Origin of the sequence: Absicoccus intestinalis, from assembly GCF_033971885.1 — a bacterium.
Classification (GTDB): domain Bacteria; phylum Bacillota_I; class Bacilli_A; order Erysipelotrichales; family Erysipelotrichaceae; genus Absicoccus; species Absicoccus intestinalis.
In genome coordinates this window covers 1-26,807 of sequence record NZ_JALBUS010000007.1, presented here as the reverse complement: position 1 = coordinate 26,807, position 26,807 = coordinate 1, and the positions used below count along the sequence as shown (strand labels likewise).

Here is a 26,807-nt window from a genome sequence, read left to right as displayed (position 1 = left end):
GAAAATTATGTCGCAAGCAAATGTATATGTGAAAGTAGGAGGAAATGGAAATATCGAAAATATCGCGATGCAGAAATCGGAAGATATCGATATCGAAGCGGTATGGGACGGTATGCCCGAAGGATGGCCGGAAGTCCATGCTTTCAAGACGTACACATCCAAGACTGATAAGAAGCTACATATCTACTTTTCAAAGGCAGATTATGAAAAATATATTGCAGACAAACAAGCCAAAGAAGAAAAAGAAGCACAAGCAAATCGCCGTCAAGAATTATTTGGTGAAATTACAGACCATATCGAAGAAAAAGAGGTTGAATCCGATAAGGAAGGATACAAAAAGACCGAAGTCAGATTAGGAGAACTAGTATTGTGGAGCTACTACACAGAAACCAGTAGCACTGCAGACAATGGCTAAAAAATACATGGACTTCTACAAGTCGCATCTTGCCGGATGGTATGGTTCTGGGCAATGCTATGCCGGTGCCGAAGAATACGTATCATGGGGGCTTGGCCGTACGGTACGTGTTCCTGGATACGCTACGGCATGGGAATGGGGTGTCAACTGGAGAAGCACGGTATTAGGATCATGTTGCACACAGGTATCATGGTCACAGGCAAAGCCTGGAGATATCGTTTTCTTCAGTTTCAACCATGTGGCCATCGTGCATAGTGGCAATACATTCTTTGGTCAAAATCAAAACACAGATGGGTATGGAGGCCCTTTTAATTTGATCAATTTAGGAGCGCCGCAAATCGTTTTGAGACCTAATTTTATTTCCAACTTAGCATGGATCATACCGGCAACTACAAGGGCATTGAACCAGGCAGAAATGAACAACAATGCAAAATGCTTATATGGTTATCTGCATCTGAAGCATGGATGGACGTTGCAGGCTTGCTGCGGCGTTCTTGGAAATGCTCAGTACGAAAGCTCAGTGAATCCAAACCGATGGCAATCGGACGCAACGGGTGTCGGTCCTGGATTCGGCCTTGTACAGTGGACACCATTTACCGTATGCACAGAATATCTGGCATCACGAAAAGCCAAATTAAGTGATTACGGGAACATGGAATGCGACTTGATCAACAGTGGCCCAGGATACTATCCAACGGCATCCTATCCGATTGATTTTGAGTCGTTCAAAAAATCGACAAGATCAGGCGGATATCTTGCTATGGCCTATCTGTACAACTACGAAAGGCCGGCAGACCCTGGAAGCCCGGCTTTCAGTCCGCGTGCTCAATGGGGCAACGACTGGCAGAAATATCTTGCGGGATGGGCACCGGAAATGCCGGATGGAGCAGGAGATGGCGGAGGGTCCTACGTCAATAAATTATGTATAAAAACAGTGAATGGCATCATAAAGCAGTATTACATGATAACGTTACCTGGCTAGAACAGTGGTATGCATGCCGTGATGCATGCCACTTTATACGTTGGTCAGAATGACCTAGAAAGGCGATTATGTATAAGATCACATTAGCGAACCATGAGGAAGCAACGATCCCAATGATGCAGGGCGATACAGATTACATCATCGAGGTAACTACATACGAATCGTTGAAATATATCATGGCAACGGTCGACGTAAATACGATCAGTGGAAACACTCTGAAGATACCTCACGACAAGGTGAAGATTGATGAAGAAAATAACACGATCACATTTACGGTAGACGCACAGACTACGGCATTGGCCGGAGATTACAAAGCACAGATCACTACATACAAGACATCCGATCCGGACAAGATGGTATCTTATTACCCATTGACATTGCATGTAAGCCCATCTGTAAAGCCAATTCAAAACCCTTATGAAACATCTGTATCAGAGGTAAAGGAATTGGTCAATGAAGGTTATAAGGAAGCAGAAAGCTATGCTCATGGTGGTACTGGTACACGTGCAGGAGAAGATACCGATAACGCTAAATATTTCTGCAATCTTGCAAAGACGGCGTATCAAGATATTTCCGATACCAATGAAGCAGTGCTTTCCAATCGAATCAGTGCATTGGAAACCGGCTATACACTGAATCAGATATTGCTTGGTACGATCAAACATGGCCTTGGCAGATATCCATGCATCAATGGATTCAAAGGTAAATATGGAGCCGGTATCATCGTAGGAGGCCCTGCCGGCGGAAGCGAGATCACTCACGTAAATATCCATTACATCTGCAAGGACCTTGATAACATTATGTTATATGCAGATAAGCATGCTTTATATGATGATAACGGGGCCACGATGGAACCGGATGCGATCAATAAAGTAGATGATAACCACTATACCGTGACGTTCAAAAACGGTGCTATCTATAGCTTGCAGATCATTTTATCTTAGGAGGTAATCAAAATGGCAGACACTACAAATACAACGAACACGATCGATTTAAGCCAATACAAATTAACAAAAGGCGAAGCAGACTGGCAGAATAAATACAACGCTCTGTTGGATGCCATTGGACCGATCATCATGGCCGCGTCCACATCAAGCATCAAATATGGTACTGGGGATCCATCTAACAGCGGATGGAAGCCTGGAGATATCTATGTGCAGATTGAGGGCTAGATATGGCTTGGGGAAATAGAGTTGACGTTGGATGGGTCAAATTTCACGAGTCATCCAACTATCGTTGCGAGAACTATATCTACTATCAATTGGATGCAGATGCTCGAAAGATAAGAGTGTTGGTCGATAATCAACGGGTGATATCAAAATCAAGCAGAGCATACTACTATTGGAGAGTAAATAATGGATATCAATTATTAGGTGGAACAAATGATAGTCAATATGGACGTATCCTCGATGTATTTGACACGATCAATGTTCCATACGGTGGCATATGGACAAGAGCTACGACTACAAAAGCGGCCTTAGACCAAACTAGAGCGGCCGTATATTCTTATAACAGTGATGGTACATTGAGCAATGTTGTTGTTGCATCTCAAATGATCATGCTATTGCCACAAGATAATCCTAGTTATAACGCCAACACATATGGCTTTATTGAGCAAAACTGGATTAGTAAAGATATTTCATCATTGCTTCCAAAATTGACGTCTACCGTGGATGCGCCGACAGGTGTAACGGTCAACCCGGATTATATTGGTGTGACCGGTGCAAAAGTAGAATGGGTAGCCAATGCAAAAGCCAAATCGTATGAGCTTACCATTTCCGGAGGTACTGTACAATCTACAGTGACCACTACTGATTCGTTCTATCAGTTTTCCAACCTGGAAGCTGGGACGGCATATAACGTCACGATCAAGAGCGTTGATGCAGATGGCAATAAATCATCAGGTGTATCCATTTCATTTACCACATCCACGCAGATCAAGGAATGGATCAATGACAATGGCACAGGTAAAAAAGGTACTATCTGGGTCAATATCGACGGTGAGAAAAAGCGCGCCATCAAGGCGTGGGTAAATGTCAATGGAGAAGCCAAACAGGTTATTTAGGGAGGTAATATCATGATCAACTGGAAACTTAGATTCAAGAACAAAACTACTTTAGTGGCTATGTGTGGTGCATTGGTCACTTTTATTTATCAAATGATGTCTTTGCTTGGTGTGACGCCAAAGGTATCACAGAATGAGATCGTCCAGCTAATCGGACTGATCATTAATATTCTTGTTGCTATGGGGATCATCACAGACCCTACGACAAAAGGCGTTGCAGACAGTGATACGGCATTAGGCTACAAGGAACCAAGATAATATGGATCAAAATGGAATGATCGATATCTTGATGCGGTTCCACTTTGTAAACGAAGGGTGGTGTCTTACGACACCACTTTTAATGATGGGCATCGATATCTTTGTAGGGACTGTCCATGCAATGGCGACCAAGACATTTCAATCGAGCCGCATGAGAATCGGACTGTCTAAAAAGACCGGAGAGATTGCCATTCTACTGATTGGCGAGTTGCTTAGCTTTTCCATGGGATTGCCAAGAGAGCTCATGTCATGCGTGTCTGCGTACATCATTTTCATGGAGTTCATGAGCATCATGGAAAACTGTGAAAAAAGTGGAGTTCCAATTCCTAAATTTATTAAAAACATAGTCAACAATGTGGATGAATCATTGACCGAAGATGATTACAAGGCATTAACAACTAGGTTGAATGAGGCATTAAAAACAGTAGAAGACCTTGAACAGGAAAGCAAGAAAAGGCGAGGTGATTAGTTATGATGGCTTACGCACAATTTAAAGCTATGGTATTGAATCGTGGGTATGATATAGATCATGCCTATGGTTTTCAGTGTTGGGATGGATACGCTGAATTTTGTATTGCTCAATGTGTGCCTTATGCTAGTTGTACAGCAACTAGATATGTACAGGACATTTGGACACAGAGAGCCACAAATGGAATGCTAAAATACTTCTACGAGGTTCGCGAACTACAGCCAGGTGACGTGGTGGTGTTTCGCCCTTGTTCGGTAACCCCTACATCACATATCGCAATTTTTGATAGTGATGCTGGTGGCGGATATGGAAATTTCCTGGGCCAGAATCAGGGAGGCATGTATACGCACCCTGCTGGCGGTTCGTCATTTAACGTGATCAAGCTTCCTTACCAGGCTACCTATGATACGGCATTTCGTCTAAAATCAAGTACAAGCACTATCGTCACATCAACGATTGGATATGCAGAATCCCAATTGATTAGCGAAAGTGGCATTGTGGTACTTACCCAACCCGTAAAAAAACGTAGAGATAGACCAGATGGACTGGCGGTAGAAACATTGCCGATTGGCAAGAAGCTTACCTATACGCAAAAATGGGTAGGTAATGGACATAGATATATTTCTTGGGTCGAACATCAAAATGACGGCTGCATGTATCGCTACTTTGTCGCGATTTCAGGAAGCGAAAAGCAAGGTGTAGATTTGTGGGCTACGATTGGTGAGAAACAATCACCAGTATCCAAAACGCAAGAGCACGGCTTTACAAAGTTCAAGGTAGACGGCGTCGCAATTCGTAAAGGATCATATGATGGAGTAAAAACGGGTACGGTCAATTCTGGTACTGTCGTTGAGTACACCGCTAAAGCTGTTACAGCTGACCATCGATATATCATATATGTCAAGGATGGTGTTGAATACTGGATTGCGTGCAGCCCATCTAATAGCCGTTCCACCGAATGGGCTGATTTCTATGCAACTGATCCACGAATTGAAACTAAAACAGAGAATAAAAATACTGACACCAAAGCTACAGTAAGGAACACAGCAGATACCAGCAATGTAAAGCATTGGGGAGTTGACTTGAGTTACGCAAATCCAAAAGGTTCTGTCAATCTCAAAAAATATGATTTTGCGATCATACAGTGTTGTTACGGCGAAGAAACAAGTAACCATGATTATCGTGACAAGTTGTTATATTATTGGGTTGATCAATGCAAACAAGCTGGCATACCTTATGGCGTATATTGTTATGACTATGCTTATACCGTAGATGGGGCACGTCTTGAGGCAGAGTATGCCGTTAAATTGGCACAAGAGGTTGGTGCTACGCTTGGTGTATGGATCGATATGGAAGATTCAGACAACTGGAAACGAAACCGCGGACTACTTTCCGCTGATCATTGTTTGCAAGTGTGTCAAGAGTTCTGCAAGACGGTAGCAGATCTTGGATGGTATACTGGCATATACAGTTCGACGTGGTGGTTCCAAAATTGGTTGACAACAGGATTAGATAGCTATGATAAGTGGATTGCTGCATGGGATGCTGACGATGGTGGATACCACTCAGATACAAGTATGCTCGGTACCATTCATCAGTACACGAGCATTGATAAAGCGACCGGTATTGCTTTAGACAAGAACGCTATGTACGTTGATTTTGACCATTACAAGTCTAAAATTGCGGATAATCCACAAAATGAGGCAGAAAACGTACAAAAAGATGAAAGTAATGAATCAGATATCAAAGAACTAAACGGGCTCATTGGCACACTGATCGGGCTTCTCAAAAAGCTTTTAAGCATTTTCGGAAAGTCGGGTGATTGAATTGGCGCTCCACTATCGCAAGAAACCAATCGTAATCGAGGCGATGCAGCTCAACTTCAGTAACCGTGACAAGATCATCAAATTTGGCGAAGGTAATTTGACACTGGTTTGGAGAGATGGCTACCTGGAAGGTGGCTATGTCAATACATTAGAAGGTGTAGATGGAGAATTCTACCCGTGCAAGCCATCGGTGTTTGAAAAGACGTATGAGCTTGCCGATGAATTATTTTGACACGTGTTTTATTGGTTTCTAAAAACCAAGTTCAACTATTTTCTTGCGAGTAGGCATGGGCATTTTGCCCATGCCTTTTTTAGTTTTGTGGGCGACATTATGGGCTATTTTTTTATTGAGATACATTTTGAGCTATAAAAAATGTACGAATTTATACATGAAAATAGAAGAAAAATAACGATAAAAGATATAAAAACATATAAAAATATAAATTTTAATAATCCCACCGTCCCCACCATCGATAATAAACCCTTTATTTAAAGGGTTTTTTATTTTAGTGGCCTACATTTGGCCTACTTTTGATTGCATTTTTCACTCACGATTTAAATAATTAATGTGTAACAAATGGAGTGGGGACTGATACGTTTCTGCCATTCACAAATGATTTACGATCATCTTTTTATTCGGATACAAATACCTATAAAGAGTGTGTTAGAGATTGGCTCGCAGCACACACCAACCTACAGTATGCAAGGTGGTAAAGCCAATATAATGGGGAATACCATGTCCTATCATCATGATAGGGCTTTTTTTGCATGGAGGAAAACAAGAACGTTCGCAACGCGATTAGAAACTTATCGAGATAAAAGAATTTGGTGATATTTAGAAGATGAACATACAAAAAAGGAATTTCTGCATCATTTTTTACATATGGAATCAAATACATACATACGATAGAGAAGTCTTTACGAATGTAGACTTAGGTAATCAGGATCCGAATAAAATTCATTTCATTGACGGAAGAATTTTATATGTATATTCTTGTCAAAAAAATACCGGATGTTTAAAGAATGTCGTATATATTGATTTCAAGAAATATTTAAACAATCGGTTTTGTTATATCGTGAGTAAAAAAGCAACGCATCAACGATTGTGTGTCTTTCCAAATGGTATTCAATATGTTGGATAATCCTTTTGATATTGTGAGAATGATTAAAAAAAATCGCTATGATTGATTCATAGCGATCATCGAAATTGTCGCATACAGATCTTGTTTCGGACTTGACCTACATAATACAAGGAGCCAAAGAAACAAACAATGGATGAAATCGAACGGGTTTGATCCACAATTTGATCCAATGATGAAACAATGGCAGGATGTCCCTTCGATTGGATGATATGAGCTAATGTTTGTGCATCCAAGGCTCTTGGATTGGGTGGTGTGATCGTATAGAAACAAGACGATATAGGACCTAGAATATCGATCATTACTTCATAGTCTTTATCTTCTAGAACACCCATCACAAAGGTTATTTTTTCCGCTTTGAAATAAGTTTCTAACGATTTTTTTAACTGGTATACACCTTGCACATTATGAGACCCATCGACAATACGAATGGGATCTTTTTGGATGATTTCAAAGCGACAAGGCCAAATCGTCATTTTAATACCACGATGGATATCAGCCGATGCAATTGGATATCCCTTTGTTTGTAGGATCTGAGCGGTTGTGATGGCCATCATTGCATTTTGCACCTGATATGTACCCAATAACTGTGTATGGTAGCCATGAAACGATTGACCCGATAGATCTTTTGTATCGGCTTGTATAGAAGGCACAATATACATTTTCGCATCCCTTTGTTGGCATTGGGAAGCAACGACTTCAAGGACCTCTTGGGTTTGCGGATAGACGATTACATCACAATGCGGTTTGATGATGCCCACTTTATGCGATGTGATTTCTGATAATGTATGGCCCAACAATTCCGTATGATCCAAACCAATGGCTGTGATCAAGGCACAAACAGTATGGGAAACGACATTGGTGGCATCGACATCTCCGCCCAAACCAACTTCCAAAATGACTAGGTCACATTGCTTATGTTGAAAATACAAAAACGCAATTGCACAAGTAACTTCGTACATGGAGGGATGCAGATCGTGTTCCTTCGCAATATTTCGTACTTGCGTGGCCAATTCAGCTAAAGAAAGAGGGTCAATCCATTGATTGTCTACTTGTATTTGTTCCTTCCAATCAAAAAGATGAGGACTCGTAAAAAAACCAATGTGCATAGAGGTTTGTGTTAAGATCGAATTGAGATAAGCAGCGCATGATCCTTTTCCATTGGTACCGGCAATATGGATATAGGAACAAGCATCTTGAGGATTTCCCAAATATGCAAGAAGAGCACGTATAGTGTTCAAATCCATACGTGCTTTTCCATGAATGACATTTTTAGGTTGAAAAACAGGGAAATGCATCAACCAATGCATTGTTTCTTCGTAATTCATTGTATCGATACACTTTGCTTAAAGAAGCTGGTGATGGATACCGGTTTTAATATAACCATCATCAATGCAGTATTGATAGGAATCATGATCAATTCTTTGGCTAGACGCATCATTAAGAAAGCCCAAAATCTATTCCCATACAATATGGATAACCATAGGGTATTAAATCCTAGCCCCACAATCAGCGTGTATAGAATTTCAGCCAACAATACGCGTTTGAGTGAGATTTCTTTTTTATATAGGACCAAGGAAAAAATCAAACCAGAGACGAGTCCACTGATCGTAAAACCAGGAAAATAAGGGCCTGTCGGCTTTACAATGTAGCCGCCAATATCGGCAAGAGCACCAACGATAGCGCCCAATATGGGCCCAAATAAAGCCGATTCCATCGCAATGGGAATTTGTGAAAAGCGAATTTCGATCACATTGGTAATGGGAATTTTAAAAAATCCCAATATGATTGCGATGGCAATCATCATGGATGTTGTCGTTAGAACGCGAACATTTTTTAATTTTGACATTAGAAAAACCTCCTTTGTGCAGTATAGGTCCTTTTACTACATAAGGAGGTTGGATACCAGAATATGTAGCAGCGGGATGCAGATCCGATATCGCAAGTTACTACTTTTCGTCCATCTGTCAACTCCCTGTTCAGATGGCACTTTACGCATGGGATCTTACTCTGCTTAATGTCTAGACGTATAGTATCACACTATATAAATAGGGTCAAACCAATTCCCGTGATCACACCGGTCAAGAAAAGAATAAGGATGACTCGAATCAGATTTCTTTTTCTTTCGCCATAACGAATCAAGACCAATAGAGCCAATCCAGAATTGGTCACAAGACCACTAAATAAAGAGCCTAAACTCAATGTTCCGGCAGCATACAATTGCGCCAATACAATGGTGGCTGCACAATTGGGAATAAACCCAATACAAGCGGATAAAATCGGTTGAAAAAGGGAATGATCCAAGAGTACGTTTTGAATCGTTTGTGGTCCAAGCCATTCGATCAACAAACTAATGATAAAGCTTGTCACAAATAAGAATCCAAAAATACGTAAGGATCGTAATAAAGCACTGAATGGCAATGGATAATCGGGATAGCAACAGTTACACCCATTCACAGCCGCACTGGATTGGTCATCATCGTACTCAGCATAGGCATCACTGTCTTCTTCTTCCATTTCTTCAAAACGAATAATGTGTTGTTGGTTTCGCAAGAGGAAATCAACCAGATAGCCAACGACAATACCTGTGACAAACTTGCCAACCAACACAAAACCAAGGGTTGAATAGAGGTCTGGATTGCTTAAAAGGATGGGTATCGCTTCATCACTGGTGGCAATCATGACAGCAACCAAAGTTCCTAAGGTGATATTTCTTTGCACAAAGAGCATGGCAGCTAAAACACTAAAACCACATTGCGGGATCAATCCCACAAGAGCACCAATCAATGGACCAAAGCGTTGTAGACCAAAGAAGATCTTTTCATCCGAAGCCGATGTTTGCTTCCGTTCAAAGAGCTCGATGATACAGTAGGTAATAAATAAAAGCGGTAACATGGCCCATGTATCATGGACACATTCTATGAAGATATCAATCAAAAATTTCATAACTTTCATCATACGGAATTCCACAAAAAAAGCAAGTCATATGCTTGCTTATGGTTCCAATCTCTTTTCATTGAGCTTATTATCGGTAAATTCCTGTAACGTTCGATAAATGAGTGCAAAAACAGGAACACCCAGGAACATACCAATGACGCCATAAAGCCCGCCACCGACAGTTACCGAGAATAAGATCCAGAATCCAGAAAGACCTAATTGATCGCCCAATACCAGAGGCTTTAAGATATTGCCATCAAATTGCTGAAGAATAAAAATGAAGATCAAGAAGATCAAAGAATAAATGGGATTGATCAACACCAATAAAATGGCACTGGGAATAGCGCCCAAGAATGGTCCAAAAACCGGAATCAAATTGGTAATGCCAACCGTAAATGAAATCATTTGTGCATATGGCAAGTGAAAAAGGGTGGTACCTATGTAACAAATGATACCAATGATCGTGGAGTCAATGATATTGCCAATGATGAAACTATCAAAGACATCTCTTGTCGTATGGGTAAAATGAACCAAATGATTCGCAATGCCTTCTGGAAAAAGGGCATAGGTCAAACGTTTGAATGTTTTACAAAGTGATTCTTTATCCAAAATGATGTAGAAAGCGGAAACGATGGCTAAGATCGTATTGATGATAAACCGGACAGCAGCAACAGAATAACTGGCAATCTTGTTTAAGTTTTCCGATACCAATTTCGATAAACGACCGGTCATATACGCTTCGGCATTGGATAGATCAATATGCATATTTTGTTCAATTTGTTTGATATAAAATTTGATATTGGACTGAAACATTTTTTGATTCGTCAATAATTGTTGAATGGAATGAATCAAATTCGGAAGGATCATAGAAATAACTAAGATCAATAAAAAGATAAAGATCAAAAATACTACCAAAGCAGACCAAAGTCTTTTTTTCTCAAAATTCTTAAATAATGATTTTTCTAACCAACGCACAGGAATGCGCAAGACAATGGCTAATCCCAATCCAAAAATAAAGGGGGATGCAGCTGCCGTAAAAGTTTGGATTCCCTTGACGATCGTGCCACAATTATAAATGATAATGCCAATGACAAACGCAATGATCAGGGATAAAGAATATACGATTATTTTTTTCTTCATTTCATTGTCGAAACGAACGTGCATGTTATCACCTCACACGGAGTTATTTTATCATCTAGAAGAATAGTTTCAAAACATATATAATAATTTTATGGACAAATTATACGAAGGAACGATTTCATGCAAGGCCATCTTAGAAAATCCCAACCGCATTTGTAGTTATTTATACGTCGATAAGAAAAAACGCACAAAGGATTTTCATTATATCATTCATTTGGCCCGACAAAAAAATTGTAAAGTAGAAATGATGGATCGCCATCAATTAGATCAAATGGCCACTTCAAAAACGCATGGGGGCATGCTGCTTAAAGCCAAGACCAGACAATTTGAAAAACCCCCTAAAATGGATGGATGGAGCGTCTATATTGATGGTTTAGAAGATCCATATAATTTAGGTAGTGTCTGCCGCACCTTATATGCAGCTGGATGTGATGGTTTGATCTTGCCTTTACGAGATTGGCAACATGCCGAAACGATCATTCTTCGATCGAGTGCCGGTGCGTTTGAAAAATTGCCCATTTATATGGTTGAAAATGATAAGGCTTTTATTCAATATATAAGGACAAACGGAATTCCTCTATATTGTGCCTATCGAAACCAAGCACAAAGTTTATATGAGGTGATATTTCCAAAAACATGTTGTATAGCGATTGGCGGTGCCTATCGAGGAATTAGTCGAACCCTATTAGATCATGCCACTCAAAATGTATATATTGAATATGGAAGAGAGTTTCGCAATGCGCTTGATACATCGAGTGCTTGTGCAGTATTTGGGTTTGAAATCATGCGACAAAGGAGGAAATAAAGATGCGAATCAATCGAGATCAATTAGTAAAAATAGCTGTGAATGGACAAGTGGATCATCCCCGTATGGGACATTTTTATGTTGGCTATGATGGGAAAGGCCGATTACCTGTAGGAACTGGTGGAATTGTATATTCCCATGCCATTGGCGACGCTTGTATGGGTATTGCGGGAGACCATGTCGAACCCGGTGTTACGATTGCCAATCCCAGTGATCGTGAAAACCATGCCCTTGAAACCTTAGCCTGTATTGGCAATGAAGTCATTTGTCTATCTGGTCCAGCACAGGGATCCAAAGGCATCGTGACCGGAACCCATGGTGGGGTAGATCATACCATGTGTTACTTTCCGCCAGAAGCGATTGAAAAAATGACAGGTCATGAACAATTCTTAGTGAAAGCGTATGGACAAGGATTAAAACTTTTGGACCATAAAGATGTGTATATGATGAATATCGATCCGGATCTTTTCGAGCAAATTCCCATCCAAGAAACCAAAACGACCATTCAATTTCCGGTTGTGTGCGTATTACCACCCTATTTAATGGGTGCCGGTTTAGGGAGTGATACGATGATGGAAGGCGATTACGATATCATGACCCAAGATAAAAAAGCGAATGACATCTATGGAATCAATCAACTTCGCTTTGGGGATTTCGTGGCCATTAAAGATCACGACAGTACGTATGGACCGCATTATAAACAGGGAGCTATAACCATTGGCGTTGTCGTACATAGTGATTCTTTTACCAGTGGGCATGGACCTGGATTAACCATTGTTGCCACAAGTGCAACACCAGCTATTGAACCAGTTATAGAAGCCCAGGCAAATTTGGTCCAATATAAAGATGCTTTATTGAAACGATAAAAGATGTGCTGTCTTTCGCGGCAGCTTTTTTTTGCATTCTAAAAGCTTGTATCTATAAACTCATGCGCATTTTGAAACTTCATGATGGATCGAATAGTTTTATCATTTGTCATGATATTTGACAGTTCTACTCACAAATCAGATAATAAAATCATGAATTATGTGCAAGTCTATATCGAACATAATAGTTTATCTCTAAATCAAACCTTCACGTATCAAACCGATCAGGAAGTATCCATAGGAAGTCGTGTCAAAGTGCCCTTTGGCCATCAAACTTTGATTGGCTTTGTCGATGCGATTTGTGATCAATGTGATCTAGAAAATGTGAAATCAGTACTTGAAGTATTGGATCCCGAACCTTTGTTGGATCCAGAATTGCTTCAGCTTGCCTCGTGGATGGCCGATCATTATGTGACTTCAAAAATAAGCTGTTTAAAAACGATGTTGCCACCAGCCTTGAAACCATCCTCGACCCATCGACCGATCGTTTATGAACAATGGGCTATGGCAGGGAAGGGATCGGGTTCTTTAACACCCAAACAAGCTGCTTTTTTAGCTTCCCTATCTTTTCCATGTAAACTATCCCAATTGCGTAAACGATCACGCACCATGACGCAACGATTGATCGACCAGGGATACATTATGGTTGAACAAAGACCAAAAGGCATGTCAAAAATTGTGTCTACCCATCCAGATCATGCTTTTACTTTGACACCGGAACAGAAACAAGCCGTCGCCACGATCTCGACATCATCCGATACGATTTTCTTATTACATGGTGTGACCGGTTCGGGAAAGACCGAAGTCTTTTTACAACTTGCCCAGCAAGTTTTGGCAACAGGCAAACAAGTTCTTTTCTTAGTACCAGAAATTGGTCTTACACCCATGATGATCGATCGCGTATCGGCCCGTTTTGGAAATCGAATTGCGATCTATCATTCCCAATTGAATGCGCAGGAAAAATATGATCAATACCGTCTGGTAAAAGAGAATAAAGTGGACATTGTCATTGGAACTCGTTCAGCCGTCTTCATGCCTTTTTCAAATTTAGGCCTGATCCTGATGGATGAAGAACACGATGCTTCCTATAAACAAGAAAATATGCCTCGTTATCATACGCGTGATATCGTAAAATGGCGTGCTCAGTATCATGGATGCAAAGTGGTGCTGGCCAGTGCCACGCCAAGTTTGGATTCGTATGCCCGTGCCTATAAAGGGGTCTATCATTTGGTTGAATTGACCCATCGTATTTCCGTTTCGATGCCAACGATCCACTTAGTGGATATGAAGACCCAAAAGAGTCAGGCAGGCTTATCCCAAGATTTGTTGGATGCGATTTCGACTCGATTCACGCATCAGGAACAAACCATCTTATTATTAAATCGCAGAGGATATCTGCCCATCATGCGCTGTATGGATTGTGGCCAGACCATGACCTGTCCTGATTGCGGGCTGGCTTTGTCTTATCATAAAAAAGATCATGTATTGATGTGTCATTGTTGTGGGAGGACCTTTGCGTATACGGATAGCTGTCCTACATGTGGCGGACATCATTTCTATCAGTCGAGCATGGGAACCGAAAAACTTGAAGAACAACTTCATTCGCTTTTTCCATCAGCCCATGTCGTTCGTATGGATGCAGATACGACTCGTAAAAAAAAGGCCCATCAAAAGTTGTTACAAGAATTTGAACGATCCGGCGATATTTTATTAGGAACCCAGATGGTTGCGAAGGGATTGGATTTTGCCCGTGTCAGTCTGGTTGGGATCATCAATGCCGATAGTGGCTTAGCTCGATTGGATTTTTCTTCCAATGAATTAGCCTATGATCTATTGGAGCAGGCTTCGGGACGCTCTGGTCGGCAATCCCAGCAAGGCGAAGTCTATATCCAGACCTTTGATCCGGATCAATATGTGATGCGCTGTGTACGTTATCATGATTATAAACGATTTTTTAAACAAGAAATGCAATTTCGTCATCTTGGTATGTATCCACCTTACGTATACATGTGCACGTTGATTTTTTCGGATAGTGATCCAGCTCGAGCGATGAAAAAAGCATCCCAAGCAAAAGCAATGGCGGTTTCGGTAAAAGTATTAGGTCCTGTGGAAATATCCATGCGACAGAAAAAGGTCCGCTATCGTCTGGTCTTAAAAGCAAGGAATCAAAACACTTTGCATGATTGTGTATGGCAGATTGCGAAAGCCATGAAGGGAAATGTCGATATCAATATGTATCCGATATTATTGGAGGAATAAAATGCGAGAATGGATCTTACGTGCATTGATTGCAGTCAAACTACATGGAGAATATTCAAATTTATATTTGCGGAAACATTTAAAATCGTGTGATCCAAAAGATCGAAATCTGGCCACACGGATATTTTATGGTACGATCCAAAGTTGGTCGTATTGCGAAGCGTGTTGGCAAATCTATGCCAAACGCAAAGTCAATGACAAAATCGCCGTTTTATTGACCATGAGCACCTATCAATTGTTGTTTTTAGATAAAGTGCCGGCTTATGCTATCATCAATGATGCGGTCAATTTAGCCGGTTTGATACAACCTCGATCGAAAGGCTTTGTGAATGCGATCCTTCATCAAGTAAAACCACTGGAAAATGAAAAGGATCCGATTGCGTTTGAAACATCGTGTCCATCTTGGGTCGTAAAAATGTGGACCAAACAATATGGAAAAACACAAGCCGAAAACATGGCTCGCTGCTCTTGTCAGATCTTGCCAGTGACGATTCGATGTAATCCATTACGCATGGATAAAGAAGAGATCGCACAATACAAAACGATCAAAAGTCCGGATATTTATATCGGCCATGATATCACATCCGATCCCTTATATATATCAGGAAAGATTAGTGTCCAGGATCGCGGCTCTTTAGCGATTGCCCAATTTATGGATGTACAAGCTGGAGATCGGGTATTGGATTGTTGCAGTGCACCGGGAACAAAAGCGATGGCCATGGCAGAAAGGATGAAGGATGAAGGACACATCGATTGTATCGATATTCATGCGCACCGTGTTCAATTGATCCAACAAGATGCCAAACGATTGGGATTATCTTGCATTCATGCACAAGTGGGTGATGCGACAAAATTGAATGGATTGGGCATGTATTCTAAGGTCTTATGTGATGTTCCTTGTAGTGGATATGGTGTATTGGCACGTAAACCAGACATTAAACTTCATATGCAGCCAAGTGATATGGATACATTGATCCCATTACAGGCACAAATTCTTTCTTGTGCCAGTACACATGTGGTCAATGGCGGTATTCTGGTCTATTCGACTTGTACGCTCAATAAGAAAGAAAATGAAAAACAAGTGGATCGTTTTTTGGCTTCACATCCAGAATTTATTTTATTGTCGCAAAAAACGATTTTTCCAAATTCAATGCATGATGGTTTTTTTATGGCAAAGATGCAAAAAAGCAAGAATTTGGTATAATATTGAAATGTATCAAAGGAGGCAGCATGCAAAGCTTATACGACTTGAATTATGAACAAATGGGTGATTTCGCACAATCGATGGGATGGAAGCGATTTCGCGGTCATCAGATCTTTCAGTGGCTGTATCGGGAACGAGTGACCGATGTGGATGCGATGACCAATTTATCCAAAGAAACACGATCAATCTTAAAGGAACGATTTGTGATCGATCCATTGAAGGTAGTTAAAAAACAAGTGTCTTTTGATGGCACCACCAAATTTCTCTTTCAAACCGAAGATGGTTCGTTGTTGGAATCCGTTATGATGGTGTTTGATTATGGCCGAAGTGTTTGTGTTTCAAGTCAGGTGGGTTGTAACATGGGCTGTGCTTTCTGTGCGAGTGGTCTAACCAAAAAACGACGCAATCTGACCAGTGGGGAAATGGTTGCCCAGTTTTTGAATATTCAACGAGAATTGGATAAAGAAGGACAACGCTTAAGCCACATTGTCGTGATGGGAACCGGAGAACCTTTTGATAATTATGAGAATGTGATGAATTTTTTAGCCACTGTGAATCATGATCGTGGCTTAGGGATTGGGTCACGTCATATCACGATTTCTACGTGTGGTGTTGTTCCACGCATTTATGAATTTGCGGATGAACACACCCAATATAACTTAGCCATTAGTTTGCATGCACCCAATGATGAATTACGATCCAAATTGATGCCCATCAATCAAGCGTATCCCTTATCGGAATTGATGAAAGCCATTCGATATTATGGTCAAGAGAACAATCGTCGTTTGACATTTGAATATATTTTATTAAAAGGTGTCAATGATCAGCCACAACATGCAAGACAATTATCACAACTGCTCCATGGATTGAATGCATATGTCAATTTGATTCCATATAATTCCGTGGATGAGAAACAATTCAAAAGTGTGACCAGACAAGAAGCGATGGTTTTTTATGATCTTTTGATGAAAAATAATGTTCGTTGTACGATTCGCAAAGAACATGGACAAGATATCGATGCGGCTTGTGGGCAATTACGAATCAATGAAATCAAGAAAGGATTGGGTCAATGAAAGCATTTGGAAGTACGGACATAGGTAATGTACGTCAAGAAAATGAAGATGATTTCTTTTACCTGGAAAATGATCGTGGTGACTGTATTGCGGTTGTTTGTGATGGTATTGGTGGCAGTGCGGCTGGTGAAGTAGCCAGTCATATTGCCGTTCATACCATTCGTGATGCTTTTATCCAGTCTCCTGTATTGGATCATGATTATGAAGTCGATGAATGGATCCAGACAACTTTGAATAAGGCCAATGATGCAATTTACTATAAAGCGCAACACAATAAAAATGAACGTGGCATGGGAACGACATGTGTTGGTTTTCTGATGACCAAAAAATCTGCTTATATTTTTAATGTGGGTGATTCTCGTGTATACGCGGATTATGCGGAAGGATTGATCCAAATGTCAGAGGATCACAATGTGGTGAGTCGTTTGTTGCGTAAAGGTGAAATCACCAAAGAAGAAGCACGTTGGCATAAACAAAAAAATACATTAACGAATGCATTGGGGGTTTGGCATGTGTTTCAAATTGATCTACATAAGATAGAAAACACCTTTCAATATATATTATTGTCGAGTGATGGTCTACATGGATATGTCTCCCATAAAGATATCCAAAATATTGTCGAAGATCCACAAATGAGTCTGGAAGAAAAAACAAAGGCACTCATTTCGAAAGCCAATCGGGCTGGTGGATATGACAATTGTACGGTTGTCATTGTTGAAAATGATAGGTTGTAAATATGCCATTAGCTATACAAGAAGTTGCCAATCGATATGAGATCATTTCGCTGATCGGTCAAGGGGGGATGGCTGATGTCTATAAAGCGAAAGATGTCATTTTAAATCGAATTGTCGCAATCAAAATATTACGCGAAAAATTAAGTCATGATGCCATGACGTTGGTTCGTTTCCAACGGGAAGCCAGTGCGGCTAGTCGTTTGTCACATCCCAATGTCGTTGATATCTATGATGTAGGTGAGTCCGATGGCATGCATTATATTGTCATGGAATTTATCCGTGGACGAACCTTGAAACAATTGATCCAACAGCGTGGTGCTTTGAGTGTCAGTGAATCCATTCAGATCATGACCCAATTAACCAGTGCTATCGATCATGCGCATAAGCACAATATCATCCATCGCGATATCAAACCACAAAATGTGTTGGTTAAAGACGACGGAACAGTCAAGATCACTGATTTTGGTATTGCGATTGCCAATGATGCTGTTCAATTGACTTTAAATAATGCCGTTATGGGTTCGGCTCATTATTTAGCGCCAGAAACAGCGCAGGGGAAAGAAGCAACGGCACAAGTCGATATTTATTCTTTGGGGATCGTATTTTATGAATTATTGACAGGGGATGTTCCTTTTCATGGGAAGACGCCAACGGAAATTGCCGTCAAACATTTGCGGCAGCCTATGCCTTATGTGCGTGATTTTAATCCAACGATTCCTCAAGCCGTAGAAAATATTATTTTAAAAGCAACCGCCAAAGATCCAAAAGATCGTTATTCATCGGCTTTGGCGATGTTAGAAGATCTTCAAAATTGTATGAATTGGGAAATGCGCAATGTCGAACGGATCACATTCACAACCCCAAATATTGCTAAAGTCGACGTGAATGATGGACATGTGGAAGTGGAATATTCGGATGAGCCCATCGAAATAGAAGAGAAGAAGCCATTTCCATGGTTTACCTGGATCATTCGTACCATTGTCATCCTTATCATCTGTTTGATCATATTATTGGGTTTAGTTGCCGGACATATCATTCAGGTGGATGGTTTATTGGGATATTATACAGTGCCGGATGTTGTGAATCTTTCTACATCGCAAGCCAAACAGAAATTACGAGCCAAAAGCTTTACCCATATCACGATCAAAAAAGTATTAAGTGATCAGGTAGATAAAGGCAAGGTGATTTCTTGTAACTATGATGCTGGACAATCGGTCTATCATGGGAATACTATTGTTTTGAAGGTTTCCAAAGGACCTGGGTATCTTGTAGCAGATTTTACCGGACTTACTCTTGCTGAAGCCGAAAACACCTTGGATGAAGAGGGCGTGAAACTCAATATTGAAGTCAAATATAAAAACGCGGCCGATACCAATCCAGGTGTTATCTTATCGCAAAAGAAATTAAAAGCAGGTACTCGTATTGATCCAAATGCGAATGAAACGATTCAGTTTGTGGTAAGTCAAAATCCCACTATCGTGATTCCTTCGTCTTTGATTGGTATGGATGTGAATGAGGCCAAGACGTATTTAAATGATCAAGGCATTGCGGTGGTTTTATCGGGAAGTGGCGATACCGGTATCGTTGTAGGCGTAAGCCCAAGTGTGGGATCAACATATACACAGGAAGGATCAGACAGTGTGGTCACACTGTATTATCAGTAGTATGCAAGGCAGAATTATAAAGATCATCTCGAATCAATATACAATCGAATATGAAAATCAGTTTGTTGTGGCTTGGCCACGCGGAAAAATGCGAAAAGGACAAGCCCCGGTTGTCGGTGATTGGGTTGAATTTTCAGCTGTCCATGATCGGTATGTGATTGAAAAGATCATACCCAGAACCAATCGTTTGTTGCGACCAGCTATTGCCAATGTGGATCAAGCGTTGATCGTGACCAGCATGAAAGATCCGGATTATTCTTGTCATTTATTAAATCGATTGATTTTTTTGGTTAGTTTATCGCATGTGGAACCAATCATTTGTATTACGAAGTCGGATCTTGTTGATATGACCAAGTATCAAACCGAAATGGCATGGTATGAGAAAGCAGGCTACACCCTTATTTATACCTATCCAGGTAGTGATGATATGGATTTGAAGAGGATATTGAAAGATAAGATCAGTGTATTGTGCGGTCAATCGGGAGCTGGAAAGAGTTCTTTATTGAATCGGTTGGATCCTTCCTTTTCTTTACAGACACAAGAAATTTCCAAGGCCTTAGGACGAGGAAAACATACGACGCGGTTTTGCCAGCTTCATTCAGTTGCGAATGGATGGGTAGCCGATACGCCAGGTTTTTCTAGTTTGGATTTTTCACGAATCGATGTATCGCATCTAGATACGCTCATCAAGGATTTTCAACCGTATGTCGGTCAGTGTCGGTTTTCCGATTGCCGGCATGAAAAAGAACCAGGTTGTGCTATAAAGGAAGCTTTGGAACACGGTTTGATCAATCCCAGTGTTTATGAAGATTATATACAAATAAAAAGAGAGGAAAAACAGTATGGAAAATAGTCGTATTATTTCGCCATCGGTATTATCGATGGATTATTCAAAAATGCCAGAACAAGTCGCACAACTCAATGCATCTTTAGCGCAGTGGTTGCATTTTGATGTCATGGATGGACATTTTGTTCCCAACCTTACCTTTGGACCCGATATTCTAAAAGGTTTCTGTAAGTTGAGCGATTTAGTTATGGATGTTCATTTAATGGTTTCAGATCCCGTTAAATATGCGCCCATCTTTATTGATGCCGGTGCCAATATGGTTACCTTCCATGTGGAAGCATTGGATAATGATATGAACAAAGTACGATCGTTGTTGGATGAAATTCATCACTTAGGTGCCATGGCTGGTGTGGTTGTTAAGCCAAAGACGGATATAGAAATCATCCAACCTGTATTAAAGAGTTGTGATATGGTTTTGATCATGACGGTTGAGCCTGGTTTTGGTGGTCAATCCTTCATGGAAGATATGATGCCAAAGGTCAAGTGGTTGGCCCAACAAAGAGAGGCACTCCATCTTTCGTATCGAATTGAAGTGGATGGTGGAATTAATGGCACAACCTACAAGAAAGCGGTTGCCGCCGGTGCTGACACACTGGTTGCTGGTAGTTTTGTATTTAAGGGAAATATTGCTGAAAATGTAAAGGCGTTGTTGAAATGAAAACAGCGCTTTTAATTACACCAAAATCACGCATGGTGCCACACATGGAAAATGTCGATTACATTGGTGTTGATGCCGGTGCTTTATTGATCGAAGAAGCCGGTTATGATTGTCGATTGGCGATTGGTGATTTTGATTCGATGGATGCCAACGCTTTGGCTTCGTTAAAAAAGCGAATGGAAGTCATTGTACACCCAGTCAAAAAGAATGAAACCGATAGTGAACTGGCCATTCGTTTATGTAAGGAAAGAGGATATCCAACCATTATTTTATGGGGTGGTCTATCCAGTCGTCTGGATCATACATTATTGAATATTCAATTGTTGAAAAAGGATCCAGAACGTGTCATTCTGCAAGATGAAAAACAAAAGGTAATCATCCTTCAAAAAGGGGAACATCTTCTTGAAAATGCCTATCGGCATATTTCTTTTTTTCCTTTGGAAGAATCTATCCTTACTTTAGATGGGTTATTGTATCCATTAACACATCGTTTGATCAAACCGAGCGATCTCTATTTGACATCCAATTCATTTGTCGATAAAATGGCACATGTCGTTGTGGAAAAGGGAAGTTTACTTTGTGTAGAATCCAATTTTCAATAGAAAAGAGATCGTTATGAAAGAATTTGCATATGGCTTGGTTTATCTGTTTTGTGGTATCTTTATGATTGTTTGGCCACTTCGAATGCTAAAGATGATTGATGCATTCATGGTCTTTATCTTTTTTATTAATGGTACAAAACAGTTGTTGAAAGCGGGGAGGCATCCAAAGGTCATAGATATTGAATGGGGTCTGCTTTCGATTGGGTTTGCTTTTTTCATTTCCAATTATCAATATTTTTCAAATGGGATCGTTCGCTTAGGCACAGCGATTTATATGTGGATGTATTGTGTTAGCTGTTTGGTTCAATTTTTCATCGATATCCATACCAAGGAAGGACATTCTTTGGTCGATCTAGGAAATGGAATCTTTTGTTTAGTCATTGGGAGTTATCTTTTCTTTCATAAAAACTTTGATGTGAATGTCTTGATTCTTTTGTTTGGCCTCTATTGTATCGCTTTAGCGGGGCGTTCGTTCTTAGATGGCTGGTTGGGTATTCGTTCGGATTATCATTGGCAACATAAACATTATTTAATGTTACCAGCTATTGTATTGGCTTTTTTACCGGGTCAGTATATTCAACGTCTAAAAAAACAAGATAAGACCGAAAGAACGGATAAGAAGACCGATGCGACAACGGATTTAAGAGTAATGGTGCATGTGGGTCCAAAAGGCTTGCAGAAAGTGGGACATATCACTTTTGCTTACAAAGATTGTGTGTATAGCTACGGTAATTACGATATCGCATCATCAAAATTAAATGGAACCATGGGTGATGGTGTCTTTTTTATGCTTCCTTTTGACGTATATTTAAAACAAATGCTACATACCGAAAAGAATTCTGTTTTTGAATATGGTATCCATGTGAACCAAAAACAAGCCAAATGGATCGAACATGAAATCGAGGCACTCAAGCAACGTTCCAAAATTTGGTTATGCGCGATTGAAAGAGAAAATGGCTTTTCTCATCCACAAGATTATATGAATGATTATCCTAGTCGTTTGCGTAATGCAACGCAAGTCCAATTTTATAAGATCATAAATGGTAAGTTTAAAACCTATTGGGCATTGGGCGATAATTGTGCGCAATTCACCAATATGGTATTTTCTAAATTAGGATCGGCCATATTAAATTTGAGAGGTGTCGTTTCACCGGGTGCTTATTTTGTCTGGCTGGAGCATGAATTCAAAAAGTCAAAAAGTCCCATCGTTTATCGTAAGATACATATCGCTGCATAAAAAAAAGATGGATCTTCATCCATCATTTTTTTGTCCTTATTAAATAGCGCCTTGTTTCTTCAATGTTCTCAATTCACGAGCACTTACGCGAACTGTCTGAGGTTTTCCGTTGACGTTGATTCGAACCTTCTGTAAATTCACATTCCATTTACGACGAGTAGCACGTAATGAGTGAGAACGTCTATTTCCTGATAAAGGACCACGTCCAGATACTGCACATCTTCTTGACATCCTGATTGGCCTCCTTTTTCTCATTGAATCTTGCTTACGCAATTGCTTAATAATATTAGCATTGATTTATTGGTATTTCAAGTAGAAATTTAATTTGTTTGGATATTCGTATAATGTTATAATAACGGCGTCGATTGGAGAAGGAAATATGCAGATTTCAATATATACATATATATTTGGTGCGATTCTTTGTTTAGGGTTGATGCTTTTGATCATGCCTCATTTGATCACTTATCTACATAAGATCAAATTTGGTCAAACCGAAAGAGAAGAGGGATTAGCTTCTCATAAAGTGAAAAATGGTACACCAACGATGGGAGGTATTGCTTTTATTCTTATACCTACCGTGGTTTATTTGGTTTTTGCTCTCTGCCATTGGGTACCTATCGATATGCGATCTGGCATTATCTTATTAGCTTTTATTGGATATGGGATCATTGGTTTTATCGATGATTATATCATTGTTGTACAAAAGAACAATGAAGGATTAAAGCCAGGGGCTAAGTTTGCTTTACAAAGTGTCTTAGCCATTGTTTTCTTTTTGTTATATATGCAAACCGATGTTGCAATGGATCTTTGGATCCCCATCGCAAACATTCACATTCCTTTAGGCCCTTTCTATTTTGTGATCATTTATTTCATGTTTACAGCCGAAACCAATGCCGTCAATCTAACCGATGGCTTGGATGGATTATGTGCCGGCCAAATGATCATTGCCTTGGTGCCTTTTGTGATCTTTGCTCAACGGGCCAAGATGGATCATATTGCTTTCTTGATTGTCTTGTTGATTGCTTCTTTGCTTGGATATTTAAAATTTAATAAACATCCCGCACAGATCTTTATGGGAGATACCGGTTCTTTGGCTTTAGGCGGTTTCTTTGCGGCCATGGCCATGGTCTTAAAACAAGAAATCTTATTGATCTTGATTGGTGGGGTATTCGTTGTTGAAGTATTGAGTGTTGTGATTCAAGTCACCCATTATAAGCGAACGCACAAACGTATTTTCCGTATGGCCCCTCTACATCATCATTTTGAAAAAGGTGGTATGTCCGAAACGCAAGTGGTCCATCGATTTTGGCTGGCTGGAGTTGTTTTATCGATTCTTGGATTTATCATAGGAGTGATGTAAGATGGAAAAAGTTCTTGTGATTGGAGCAGCCCGATCGGGTGTTGCCGTTAGTAAATTATTGAAGAAAAATGGATATGAGGTCCTATTGACCGACGCAAAAGAAGTTCCTGAAAAAGAAGCATTGGAAGATTTGGGTATTCAAGTGATCGATGGTGGTCATCCCAATTGGCTATTGCATACGGATTATGCATTTGTGGTCAAAAATCCGGGCATTCCGTATCGTGTGCCTATCATCAAATATTTTGTCGATGAAAAGGTGCCGGTCTATACCGAAATTGAAGTGGCTTATCGTTTTGCCAAGCATTTTCATTATGGTGCGATCACCGGAACCGATGGCAAGACTACGGTCACTACGTTATTGTATGAAATGTTAAAGAAGGCAGGTCCTGCTTTGAGTGCTGGGAATATTGGGATTCCATTGAGTGAGCAAGTTTTGTTGCATGATGATCAAGATACACGCGTTGCTTTGGAACTCAGTAATTTCCAATTATTAGGAATCGATACGTTCTGTCCTTTTGTTTCTACGATTACCAATCTAGCTCCTGATCATTTGGATTATATGGATTCATTAGAAGATTATTACACATCAAAAATGCGAATCTACAAAAATACGACCAAAGATAATTATTTTATTCGCAATGTGGATGATCCAAACATCATGAAATATGCGCAACCTATTCCTTGCCAAGTCATTGATTTTTCTTTACAAAGAGAAGATGTCGATTTATATGTCAAAGATGGCCAAGCATGGTATCAGGATCTTTCTTTATTTCATGTGGCGGATCTGAAAATCGTAGGTGCATTTAATTGTGGCAATGCCATGATGGCAGCTTGTATGGCCTATTTGATGGGGGTATCAATCGATGATATTCAAGCTGTGATCCAAAACTTTAAAGGTGTGGAACATCGAATTGAATATGTCGATACCATTGATGGGGTACGTATTTATAATGATACCAAAGCGACAAACACACATAGTGCCTGTGCAGCTTTGAGTGCATTTAAAGAAAATGTGATCTTGTTATGTGGTGGTAAAGATAAACATATTTCTTTTGATGATCTGAAACAATACGATGATAAGATCAAGCATTGTTTCTCTTTTGGTCAAACTAAAGATCAATTTAAAGATATTTTCACGCATCAAACATCGGTAGAAACGATGCAAACAGCTTTTGCGGAAGCATGTAAGATTGCAAAACCAGGCGACACGATTTTATTGAGCCCGGCTTGCTCAAGTTTTGATCAATTCAAAAATTATGAAGTGCGTGGTGAAATTTTCAAAAATATGGTTCATGCCTACGCAAAAACAAGGAGATAATTTATGACCTTTCTATTTGATCTTATCAAGACAATTTGTTTGGGTATCATTCAAGGTATTACAGAATGGTTGCCAATTAGTAGTACCGGCCACTTATTGATTTTCAATAGTATTTGGCCGATGTTACCAGCTGAATTCTTTGATGTATTTAAAGTTGTCATTCAGTTTGGTTCCATTTTAGCTGTATTGTATTTATTTCATCATCGTCTGAATCCTTGGGATAAATCAAAAAGTGAAAAAGAAAAGGTCCGGACCTATAATTTATGGATCAAAGTAATCGTGGGTGTCATTCCTGCTGCCGTGATTGGCTTGTTGTTGAATGACATCATCGACCAATATTTATCACAGAACTTTGTGATTGCAGTCACCTTGATTGCGTATGGTATCATTTTTATCATTGTGGAGCAACATCCGAAAAAACCAACGATCAAAAGTATCTATCGTATGGATTATAAAACCGCTTTAGAAATTGGTTTCTTCCAATGTCTTGCATTGATTCCAGGAACATCTCGTTCTGGGGCTACCATTTTGGGTGGTTTATTGCTGGGTTGTTCACGTACCTTGGCAAGTGAATATTCGTTCTTTATAGCGATTCCAACCATGTTTGGTGCTTCCTTATTAAAAGTTGTTAAATACTTGACACATACGGGCATGTTTACACTATCTCAATTGGTTTTATTACTAGTAGGAACCGGTGTGAGTTATGTTGTCAGCTTATTTGCGATTCGTGCATTATTAAATTATGTAAAGAACCATGATTTCAAAGTATTTGGTTGGTATCGCATCATTTTAGGTTGCTTTATTATCCTATTCTTCTATATCTTATAAAAACCACTAATAAAAATTAGTGGTATTGAATGCCCTATAAGGGCCTGTTGTTGCGCAGGTCCTTCGACCATTGAAACCTCGCCAGTCGCAACCCCGTTACATGCTGCCTCTAAAAGAGGCG

The 26,807-nt window shown here is 40.0% G+C and carries 28 protein-coding genes and 1 riboswitch; of the genes, 23 read left to right on the top strand and 5 right to left on the bottom strand.

The genetic code is table 11. The features are described from left to right. Positions 1-7 precede the first annotated feature (7 nt). The 9 genes from MOZ64_RS05820 (at position 8) to MOZ64_RS05780 (ending at position 6,247) form a co-directional block, all read left to right on the top strand. Positions 8-415, top strand: coding sequence for a hypothetical protein (locus tag MOZ64_RS05820; RefSeq protein ID WP_320325649.1), 408 nt, complete (start codon positions 8-10; stop codon positions 413-415). 7 nt (positions 416-422) lie between these two features. Further along, on the top strand, positions 423-1,397 hold the full coding sequence (locus MOZ64_RS05815; RefSeq protein WP_320325648.1) for a phage tail tip lysozyme: 975 nt from the start codon (positions 423-425) through the stop codon (positions 1,395-1,397). Between the two features lie 68 nt (positions 1,398-1,465). Then, the gene (locus MOZ64_RS05810) at positions 1,466-2,341 is read left to right on the top strand and encodes a hypothetical protein (RefSeq protein WP_320325647.1); all 876 of its coding nucleotides are present in this window, start codon (positions 1,466-1,468) and stop codon (positions 2,339-2,341) included. 12 nt (positions 2,342-2,353) lie between these two features. Beyond that, complete coding sequence (locus MOZ64_RS05805) at positions 2,354-2,569, top strand: hypothetical protein (protein WP_320325646.1); 216 nt, start codon at positions 2,354-2,356, stop codon at positions 2,567-2,569. A 2-nt stretch (positions 2,570-2,571) separates the two neighbouring features. Beyond that, entirely contained in the window at positions 2,572-3,462 is an 891-nt protein-coding gene (locus tag MOZ64_RS05800) for a fibronectin type III domain-containing protein (protein WP_320325645.1), read from the top strand. A 12-nt stretch (positions 3,463-3,474) separates the two neighbouring features. Continuing rightward, entirely contained in the window at positions 3,475-3,720 is a 246-nt protein-coding gene (locus MOZ64_RS05795) for a phage holin (RefSeq protein ID WP_320325644.1), read from the top strand. A gap of 1 nt (position 3,721) precedes the next feature. After that, positions 3,722-4,189, top strand: coding sequence for a phage holin family protein (locus tag MOZ64_RS05790; protein WP_320325643.1), 468 nt, complete (start codon positions 3,722-3,724; stop codon positions 4,187-4,189). 2 nt (positions 4,190-4,191) lie between these two features. Further along, on the top strand, positions 4,192-6,015 hold the full coding sequence (locus tag MOZ64_RS05785; RefSeq protein ID WP_320325642.1) for a GH25 family lysozyme: 1,824 nt from the start codon (positions 4,192-4,194) through the stop codon (positions 6,013-6,015). Between the two features lies 1 nt (position 6,016). Continuing rightward, the gene (locus MOZ64_RS05780) at positions 6,017-6,247 is read left to right on the top strand and encodes a hypothetical protein (protein WP_320325641.1); all 231 of its coding nucleotides are present in this window, start codon (positions 6,017-6,019) and stop codon (positions 6,245-6,247) included. A gap of 966 nt (positions 6,248-7,213) precedes the next feature. Here the strand turns inward: MOZ64_RS05780 and MOZ64_RS05775 are convergent. From MOZ64_RS05775 to MOZ64_RS05760, 4 genes are all read right to left on the bottom strand, one after another. Beyond that, positions 7,214-8,482 carry a bifunctional folylpolyglutamate synthase/dihydrofolate synthase gene (locus tag MOZ64_RS05775; RefSeq protein ID WP_320325640.1) on the bottom strand — a complete coding sequence of 423 codons (1,269 nt, stop codon included), beginning with the start codon at positions 8,480-8,482 and terminating at the stop codon, positions 7,214-7,216. Further along, positions 8,479-9,003, bottom strand: a complete 525-nt coding sequence (locus tag MOZ64_RS05770; RefSeq protein WP_320325639.1) for a folate family ECF transporter S component — start codon at positions 9,001-9,003, stop codon at positions 8,479-8,481. Before MOZ64_RS05770 ends, MOZ64_RS05775 begins: the two co-directional genes overlap by 4 nt. Before the next feature lie 67 nt (positions 9,004-9,070). Then, a riboswitch (THF riboswitch) is annotated at positions 9,071-9,169 on the bottom strand. Between the two features lie 25 nt (positions 9,170-9,194). Further along, positions 9,195-10,100 (bottom strand): putative manganese transporter, encoded by a 906-nt coding sequence (locus MOZ64_RS05765; protein WP_320325638.1) that lies wholly within the window; start codon positions 10,098-10,100, stop codon positions 9,195-9,197. Positions 10,101-10,148: 48 nt separating this feature from the next. Beyond that, positions 10,149-11,255, bottom strand: coding sequence for an AI-2E family transporter (locus tag MOZ64_RS05760; protein WP_320325637.1), 1,107 nt, complete (start codon positions 11,253-11,255; stop codon positions 10,149-10,151). A gap of 67 nt (positions 11,256-11,322) precedes the next feature. On the opposite strand from MOZ64_RS05760, the gene MOZ64_RS05755 reads away from it, so the two are divergent. From MOZ64_RS05755 to MOZ64_RS05705, 11 genes are all read left to right on the top strand, one after another. Continuing rightward, positions 11,323-12,036 (top strand): RNA methyltransferase, encoded by a 714-nt coding sequence (locus MOZ64_RS05755; RefSeq protein WP_320325636.1) that lies wholly within the window; start codon positions 11,323-11,325, stop codon positions 12,034-12,036. A gap of 2 nt (positions 12,037-12,038) precedes the next feature. Further along, positions 12,039-12,902, top strand: a complete 864-nt coding sequence (locus MOZ64_RS05750; protein ID WP_320325635.1) for a DUF4438 domain-containing protein — start codon at positions 12,039-12,041, stop codon at positions 12,900-12,902. A 153-nt stretch (positions 12,903-13,055) separates the two neighbouring features. Then, positions 13,056-15,161, top strand: a complete 2,106-nt coding sequence (gene priA / locus MOZ64_RS05745; RefSeq protein WP_320325634.1) for a replication restart helicase PriA — start codon at positions 13,056-13,058, stop codon at positions 15,159-15,161. Between the two features lies 1 nt (position 15,162). Next, positions 15,163-16,365, top strand: a complete 1,203-nt coding sequence (gene rsmB / locus MOZ64_RS05740) for a 16S rRNA (cytosine(967)-C(5))-methyltransferase RsmB (RefSeq protein WP_320325633.1) — start codon at positions 15,163-15,165, stop codon at positions 16,363-16,365. A 26-nt stretch (positions 16,366-16,391) separates the two neighbouring features. Then, positions 16,392-17,438, top strand: a complete 1,047-nt coding sequence (gene rlmN, locus MOZ64_RS05735) for a dual-specificity RNA methyltransferase RlmN (RefSeq protein WP_320325632.1) — start codon at positions 16,392-16,394, stop codon at positions 17,436-17,438. Next, positions 17,435-18,172 carry a Stp1/IreP family PP2C-type Ser/Thr phosphatase gene (locus tag MOZ64_RS05730; protein WP_320325631.1) on the top strand — a complete coding sequence of 246 codons (738 nt, stop codon included), beginning with the start codon at positions 17,435-17,437 and terminating at the stop codon, positions 18,170-18,172. Before rlmN ends, MOZ64_RS05730 begins: the two co-directional genes overlap by 4 nt. A 2-nt stretch (positions 18,173-18,174) precedes the next feature. Next, on the top strand, positions 18,175-19,836 hold the full coding sequence (gene pknB, locus MOZ64_RS05725; protein ID WP_320325630.1) for a Stk1 family PASTA domain-containing Ser/Thr kinase: 1,662 nt from the start codon (positions 18,175-18,177) through the stop codon (positions 19,834-19,836). A 1-nt stretch (position 19,837) separates the two neighbouring features. Then, the gene (gene rsgA, locus MOZ64_RS05720) at positions 19,838-20,689 is read left to right on the top strand and encodes a ribosome small subunit-dependent GTPase A (protein ID WP_320325629.1); all 852 of its coding nucleotides are present in this window, start codon (positions 19,838-19,840) and stop codon (positions 20,687-20,689) included. Next, positions 20,679-21,341, top strand: a complete 663-nt coding sequence (gene rpe / locus MOZ64_RS05715) for a ribulose-phosphate 3-epimerase (protein WP_320325628.1) — start codon at positions 20,679-20,681, stop codon at positions 21,339-21,341. The genes rsgA and rpe overlap by 11 nt, the downstream gene beginning before the upstream one ends. Beyond that, positions 21,338-21,943, top strand: coding sequence for a thiamine diphosphokinase (locus MOZ64_RS05710; RefSeq protein WP_320325627.1), 606 nt, complete (start codon positions 21,338-21,340; stop codon positions 21,941-21,943). Before rpe ends, MOZ64_RS05710 begins: the two co-directional genes overlap by 4 nt. Positions 21,944-21,956: 13 nt before the next feature. Further along, positions 21,957-23,180, top strand: a complete 1,224-nt coding sequence (locus MOZ64_RS05705) for a DUF308 domain-containing protein (protein WP_320325626.1) — start codon at positions 21,957-21,959, stop codon at positions 23,178-23,180. Positions 23,181-23,219: 39 nt separating this feature from the next. On the opposite strand, the gene rpmB is transcribed toward MOZ64_RS05705, so the two are convergent. Continuing rightward, positions 23,220-23,411 carry a 50S ribosomal protein L28 gene (rpmB, locus tag MOZ64_RS05700; protein WP_128519675.1) on the bottom strand — a complete coding sequence of 64 codons (192 nt, stop codon included), beginning with the start codon at positions 23,409-23,411 and terminating at the stop codon, positions 23,220-23,222. 148 nt (positions 23,412-23,559) lie between these two features. Between rpmB and mraY the strand changes: the two genes are divergently transcribed. The 3 genes from mraY to MOZ64_RS05685 are packed head-to-tail and all read left to right on the top strand — an operon-like array spanning position 23,560 to position 26,686. Next, positions 23,560-24,540, top strand: a complete 981-nt coding sequence (gene mraY, locus MOZ64_RS05695) for a phospho-N-acetylmuramoyl-pentapeptide-transferase (RefSeq protein WP_320325625.1) — start codon at positions 23,560-23,562, stop codon at positions 24,538-24,540. Between the two features lies 1 nt (position 24,541). Then, positions 24,542-25,858, top strand: a complete 1,317-nt coding sequence (gene murD / locus MOZ64_RS05690; protein ID WP_320325624.1) for a UDP-N-acetylmuramoyl-L-alanine--D-glutamate ligase — start codon at positions 24,542-24,544, stop codon at positions 25,856-25,858. Positions 25,859-25,861: 3 nt separating this feature from the next. Continuing rightward, a complete protein-coding gene (locus tag MOZ64_RS05685) occupies positions 25,862-26,686 on the top strand; it encodes an undecaprenyl-diphosphate phosphatase (protein WP_320325623.1) in 825 nt (274 codons plus the stop codon). Positions 26,687-26,807 lie beyond the last annotated feature (121 nt).

Bases quoted from the DNA above. Each gene is read 5' to 3' on its own strand.
- priA (WP_320325634.1), top strand. From the start codon at position 13,056: ATGAATTATGTGCAAGTCTATATCGAACATAATAGTTTATCTCTAAAT.
- MOZ64_RS05765 (WP_320325638.1), bottom strand. From the start codon at position 10,100: ATGAAATTTTTGATTGATATCTTCATAGAATGTGTCCATGATACATGG.
- mraY (WP_320325625.1), top strand. From the start codon at position 23,560: ATGCAGATTTCAATATATACATATATATTTGGTGCGATTCTTTGTTTA.
- MOZ64_RS05810 (WP_320325647.1), top strand. From the start codon at position 1,466: ATGTATAAGATCACATTAGCGAACCATGAGGAAGCAACGATCCCAATG.
- MOZ64_RS05770 (WP_320325639.1), bottom strand. From the start codon at position 9,003: ATGTCAAAATTAAAAAATGTTCGCGTTCTAACGACAACATCCATGATG.
- MOZ64_RS05775 (WP_320325640.1), bottom strand. From the start codon at position 8,482: ATGAATTACGAAGAAACAATGCATTGGTTGATGCATTTCCCTGTTTTT.
- rsgA (WP_320325629.1), top strand. From the start codon at position 19,838: ATGCAAGGCAGAATTATAAAGATCATCTCGAATCAATATACAATCGAA.
- MOZ64_RS05805 (WP_320325646.1), top strand. From the start codon at position 2,354: ATGGCAGACACTACAAATACAACGAACACGATCGATTTAAGCCAATAC.
- MOZ64_RS05785 (WP_320325642.1), top strand. From the start codon at position 4,192: ATGATGGCTTACGCACAATTTAAAGCTATGGTATTGAATCGTGGGTAT.
- MOZ64_RS05705 (WP_320325626.1), top strand. From the start codon at position 21,957: ATGAAAGAATTTGCATATGGCTTGGTTTATCTGTTTTGTGGTATCTTT.
- MOZ64_RS05750 (WP_320325635.1), top strand. From the start codon at position 12,039: ATGCGAATCAATCGAGATCAATTAGTAAAAATAGCTGTGAATGGACAA.
- MOZ64_RS05710 (WP_320325627.1), top strand. From the start codon at position 21,338: ATGAAAACAGCGCTTTTAATTACACCAAAATCACGCATGGTGCCACAC.
- MOZ64_RS05820 (WP_320325649.1), top strand. From the start codon at position 8: ATGTCGCAAGCAAATGTATATGTGAAAGTAGGAGGAAATGGAAATATC.
- MOZ64_RS05815 (WP_320325648.1), top strand. From the start codon at position 423: ATGGACTTCTACAAGTCGCATCTTGCCGGATGGTATGGTTCTGGGCAA.
- rlmN (WP_320325632.1), top strand. From the start codon at position 16,392: ATGCAAAGCTTATACGACTTGAATTATGAACAAATGGGTGATTTCGCA.
- rsmB (WP_320325633.1), top strand. From the start codon at position 15,163: ATGCGAGAATGGATCTTACGTGCATTGATTGCAGTCAAACTACATGGA.
- MOZ64_RS05795 (WP_320325644.1), top strand. From the start codon at position 3,475: ATGATCAACTGGAAACTTAGATTCAAGAACAAAACTACTTTAGTGGCT.
- MOZ64_RS05755 (WP_320325636.1), top strand. From the start codon at position 11,323: ATGGACAAATTATACGAAGGAACGATTTCATGCAAGGCCATCTTAGAA.
- rpmB (WP_128519675.1), bottom strand. From the start codon at position 23,411: ATGTCAAGAAGATGTGCAGTATCTGGACGTGGTCCTTTATCAGGAAAT.
- MOZ64_RS05790 (WP_320325643.1), top strand. From the start codon at position 3,722: ATGGATCAAAATGGAATGATCGATATCTTGATGCGGTTCCACTTTGTA.
- MOZ64_RS05685 (WP_320325623.1), top strand. From the start codon at position 25,862: ATGACCTTTCTATTTGATCTTATCAAGACAATTTGTTTGGGTATCATT.
- MOZ64_RS05730 (WP_320325631.1), top strand. From the start codon at position 17,435: ATGAAAGCATTTGGAAGTACGGACATAGGTAATGTACGTCAAGAAAAT.
- murD (WP_320325624.1), top strand. From the start codon at position 24,542: ATGGAAAAAGTTCTTGTGATTGGAGCAGCCCGATCGGGTGTTGCCGTT.
- pknB (WP_320325630.1), top strand. From the start codon at position 18,175: ATGCCATTAGCTATACAAGAAGTTGCCAATCGATATGAGATCATTTCG.
- MOZ64_RS05760 (WP_320325637.1), bottom strand. From the start codon at position 11,255: ATGCACGTTCGTTTCGACAATGAAATGAAGAAAAAAATAATCGTATAT.
- MOZ64_RS05800 (WP_320325645.1), top strand. From the start codon at position 2,572: ATGGCTTGGGGAAATAGAGTTGACGTTGGATGGGTCAAATTTCACGAG.
- rpe (WP_320325628.1), top strand. From the start codon at position 20,679: ATGGAAAATAGTCGTATTATTTCGCCATCGGTATTATCGATGGATTAT.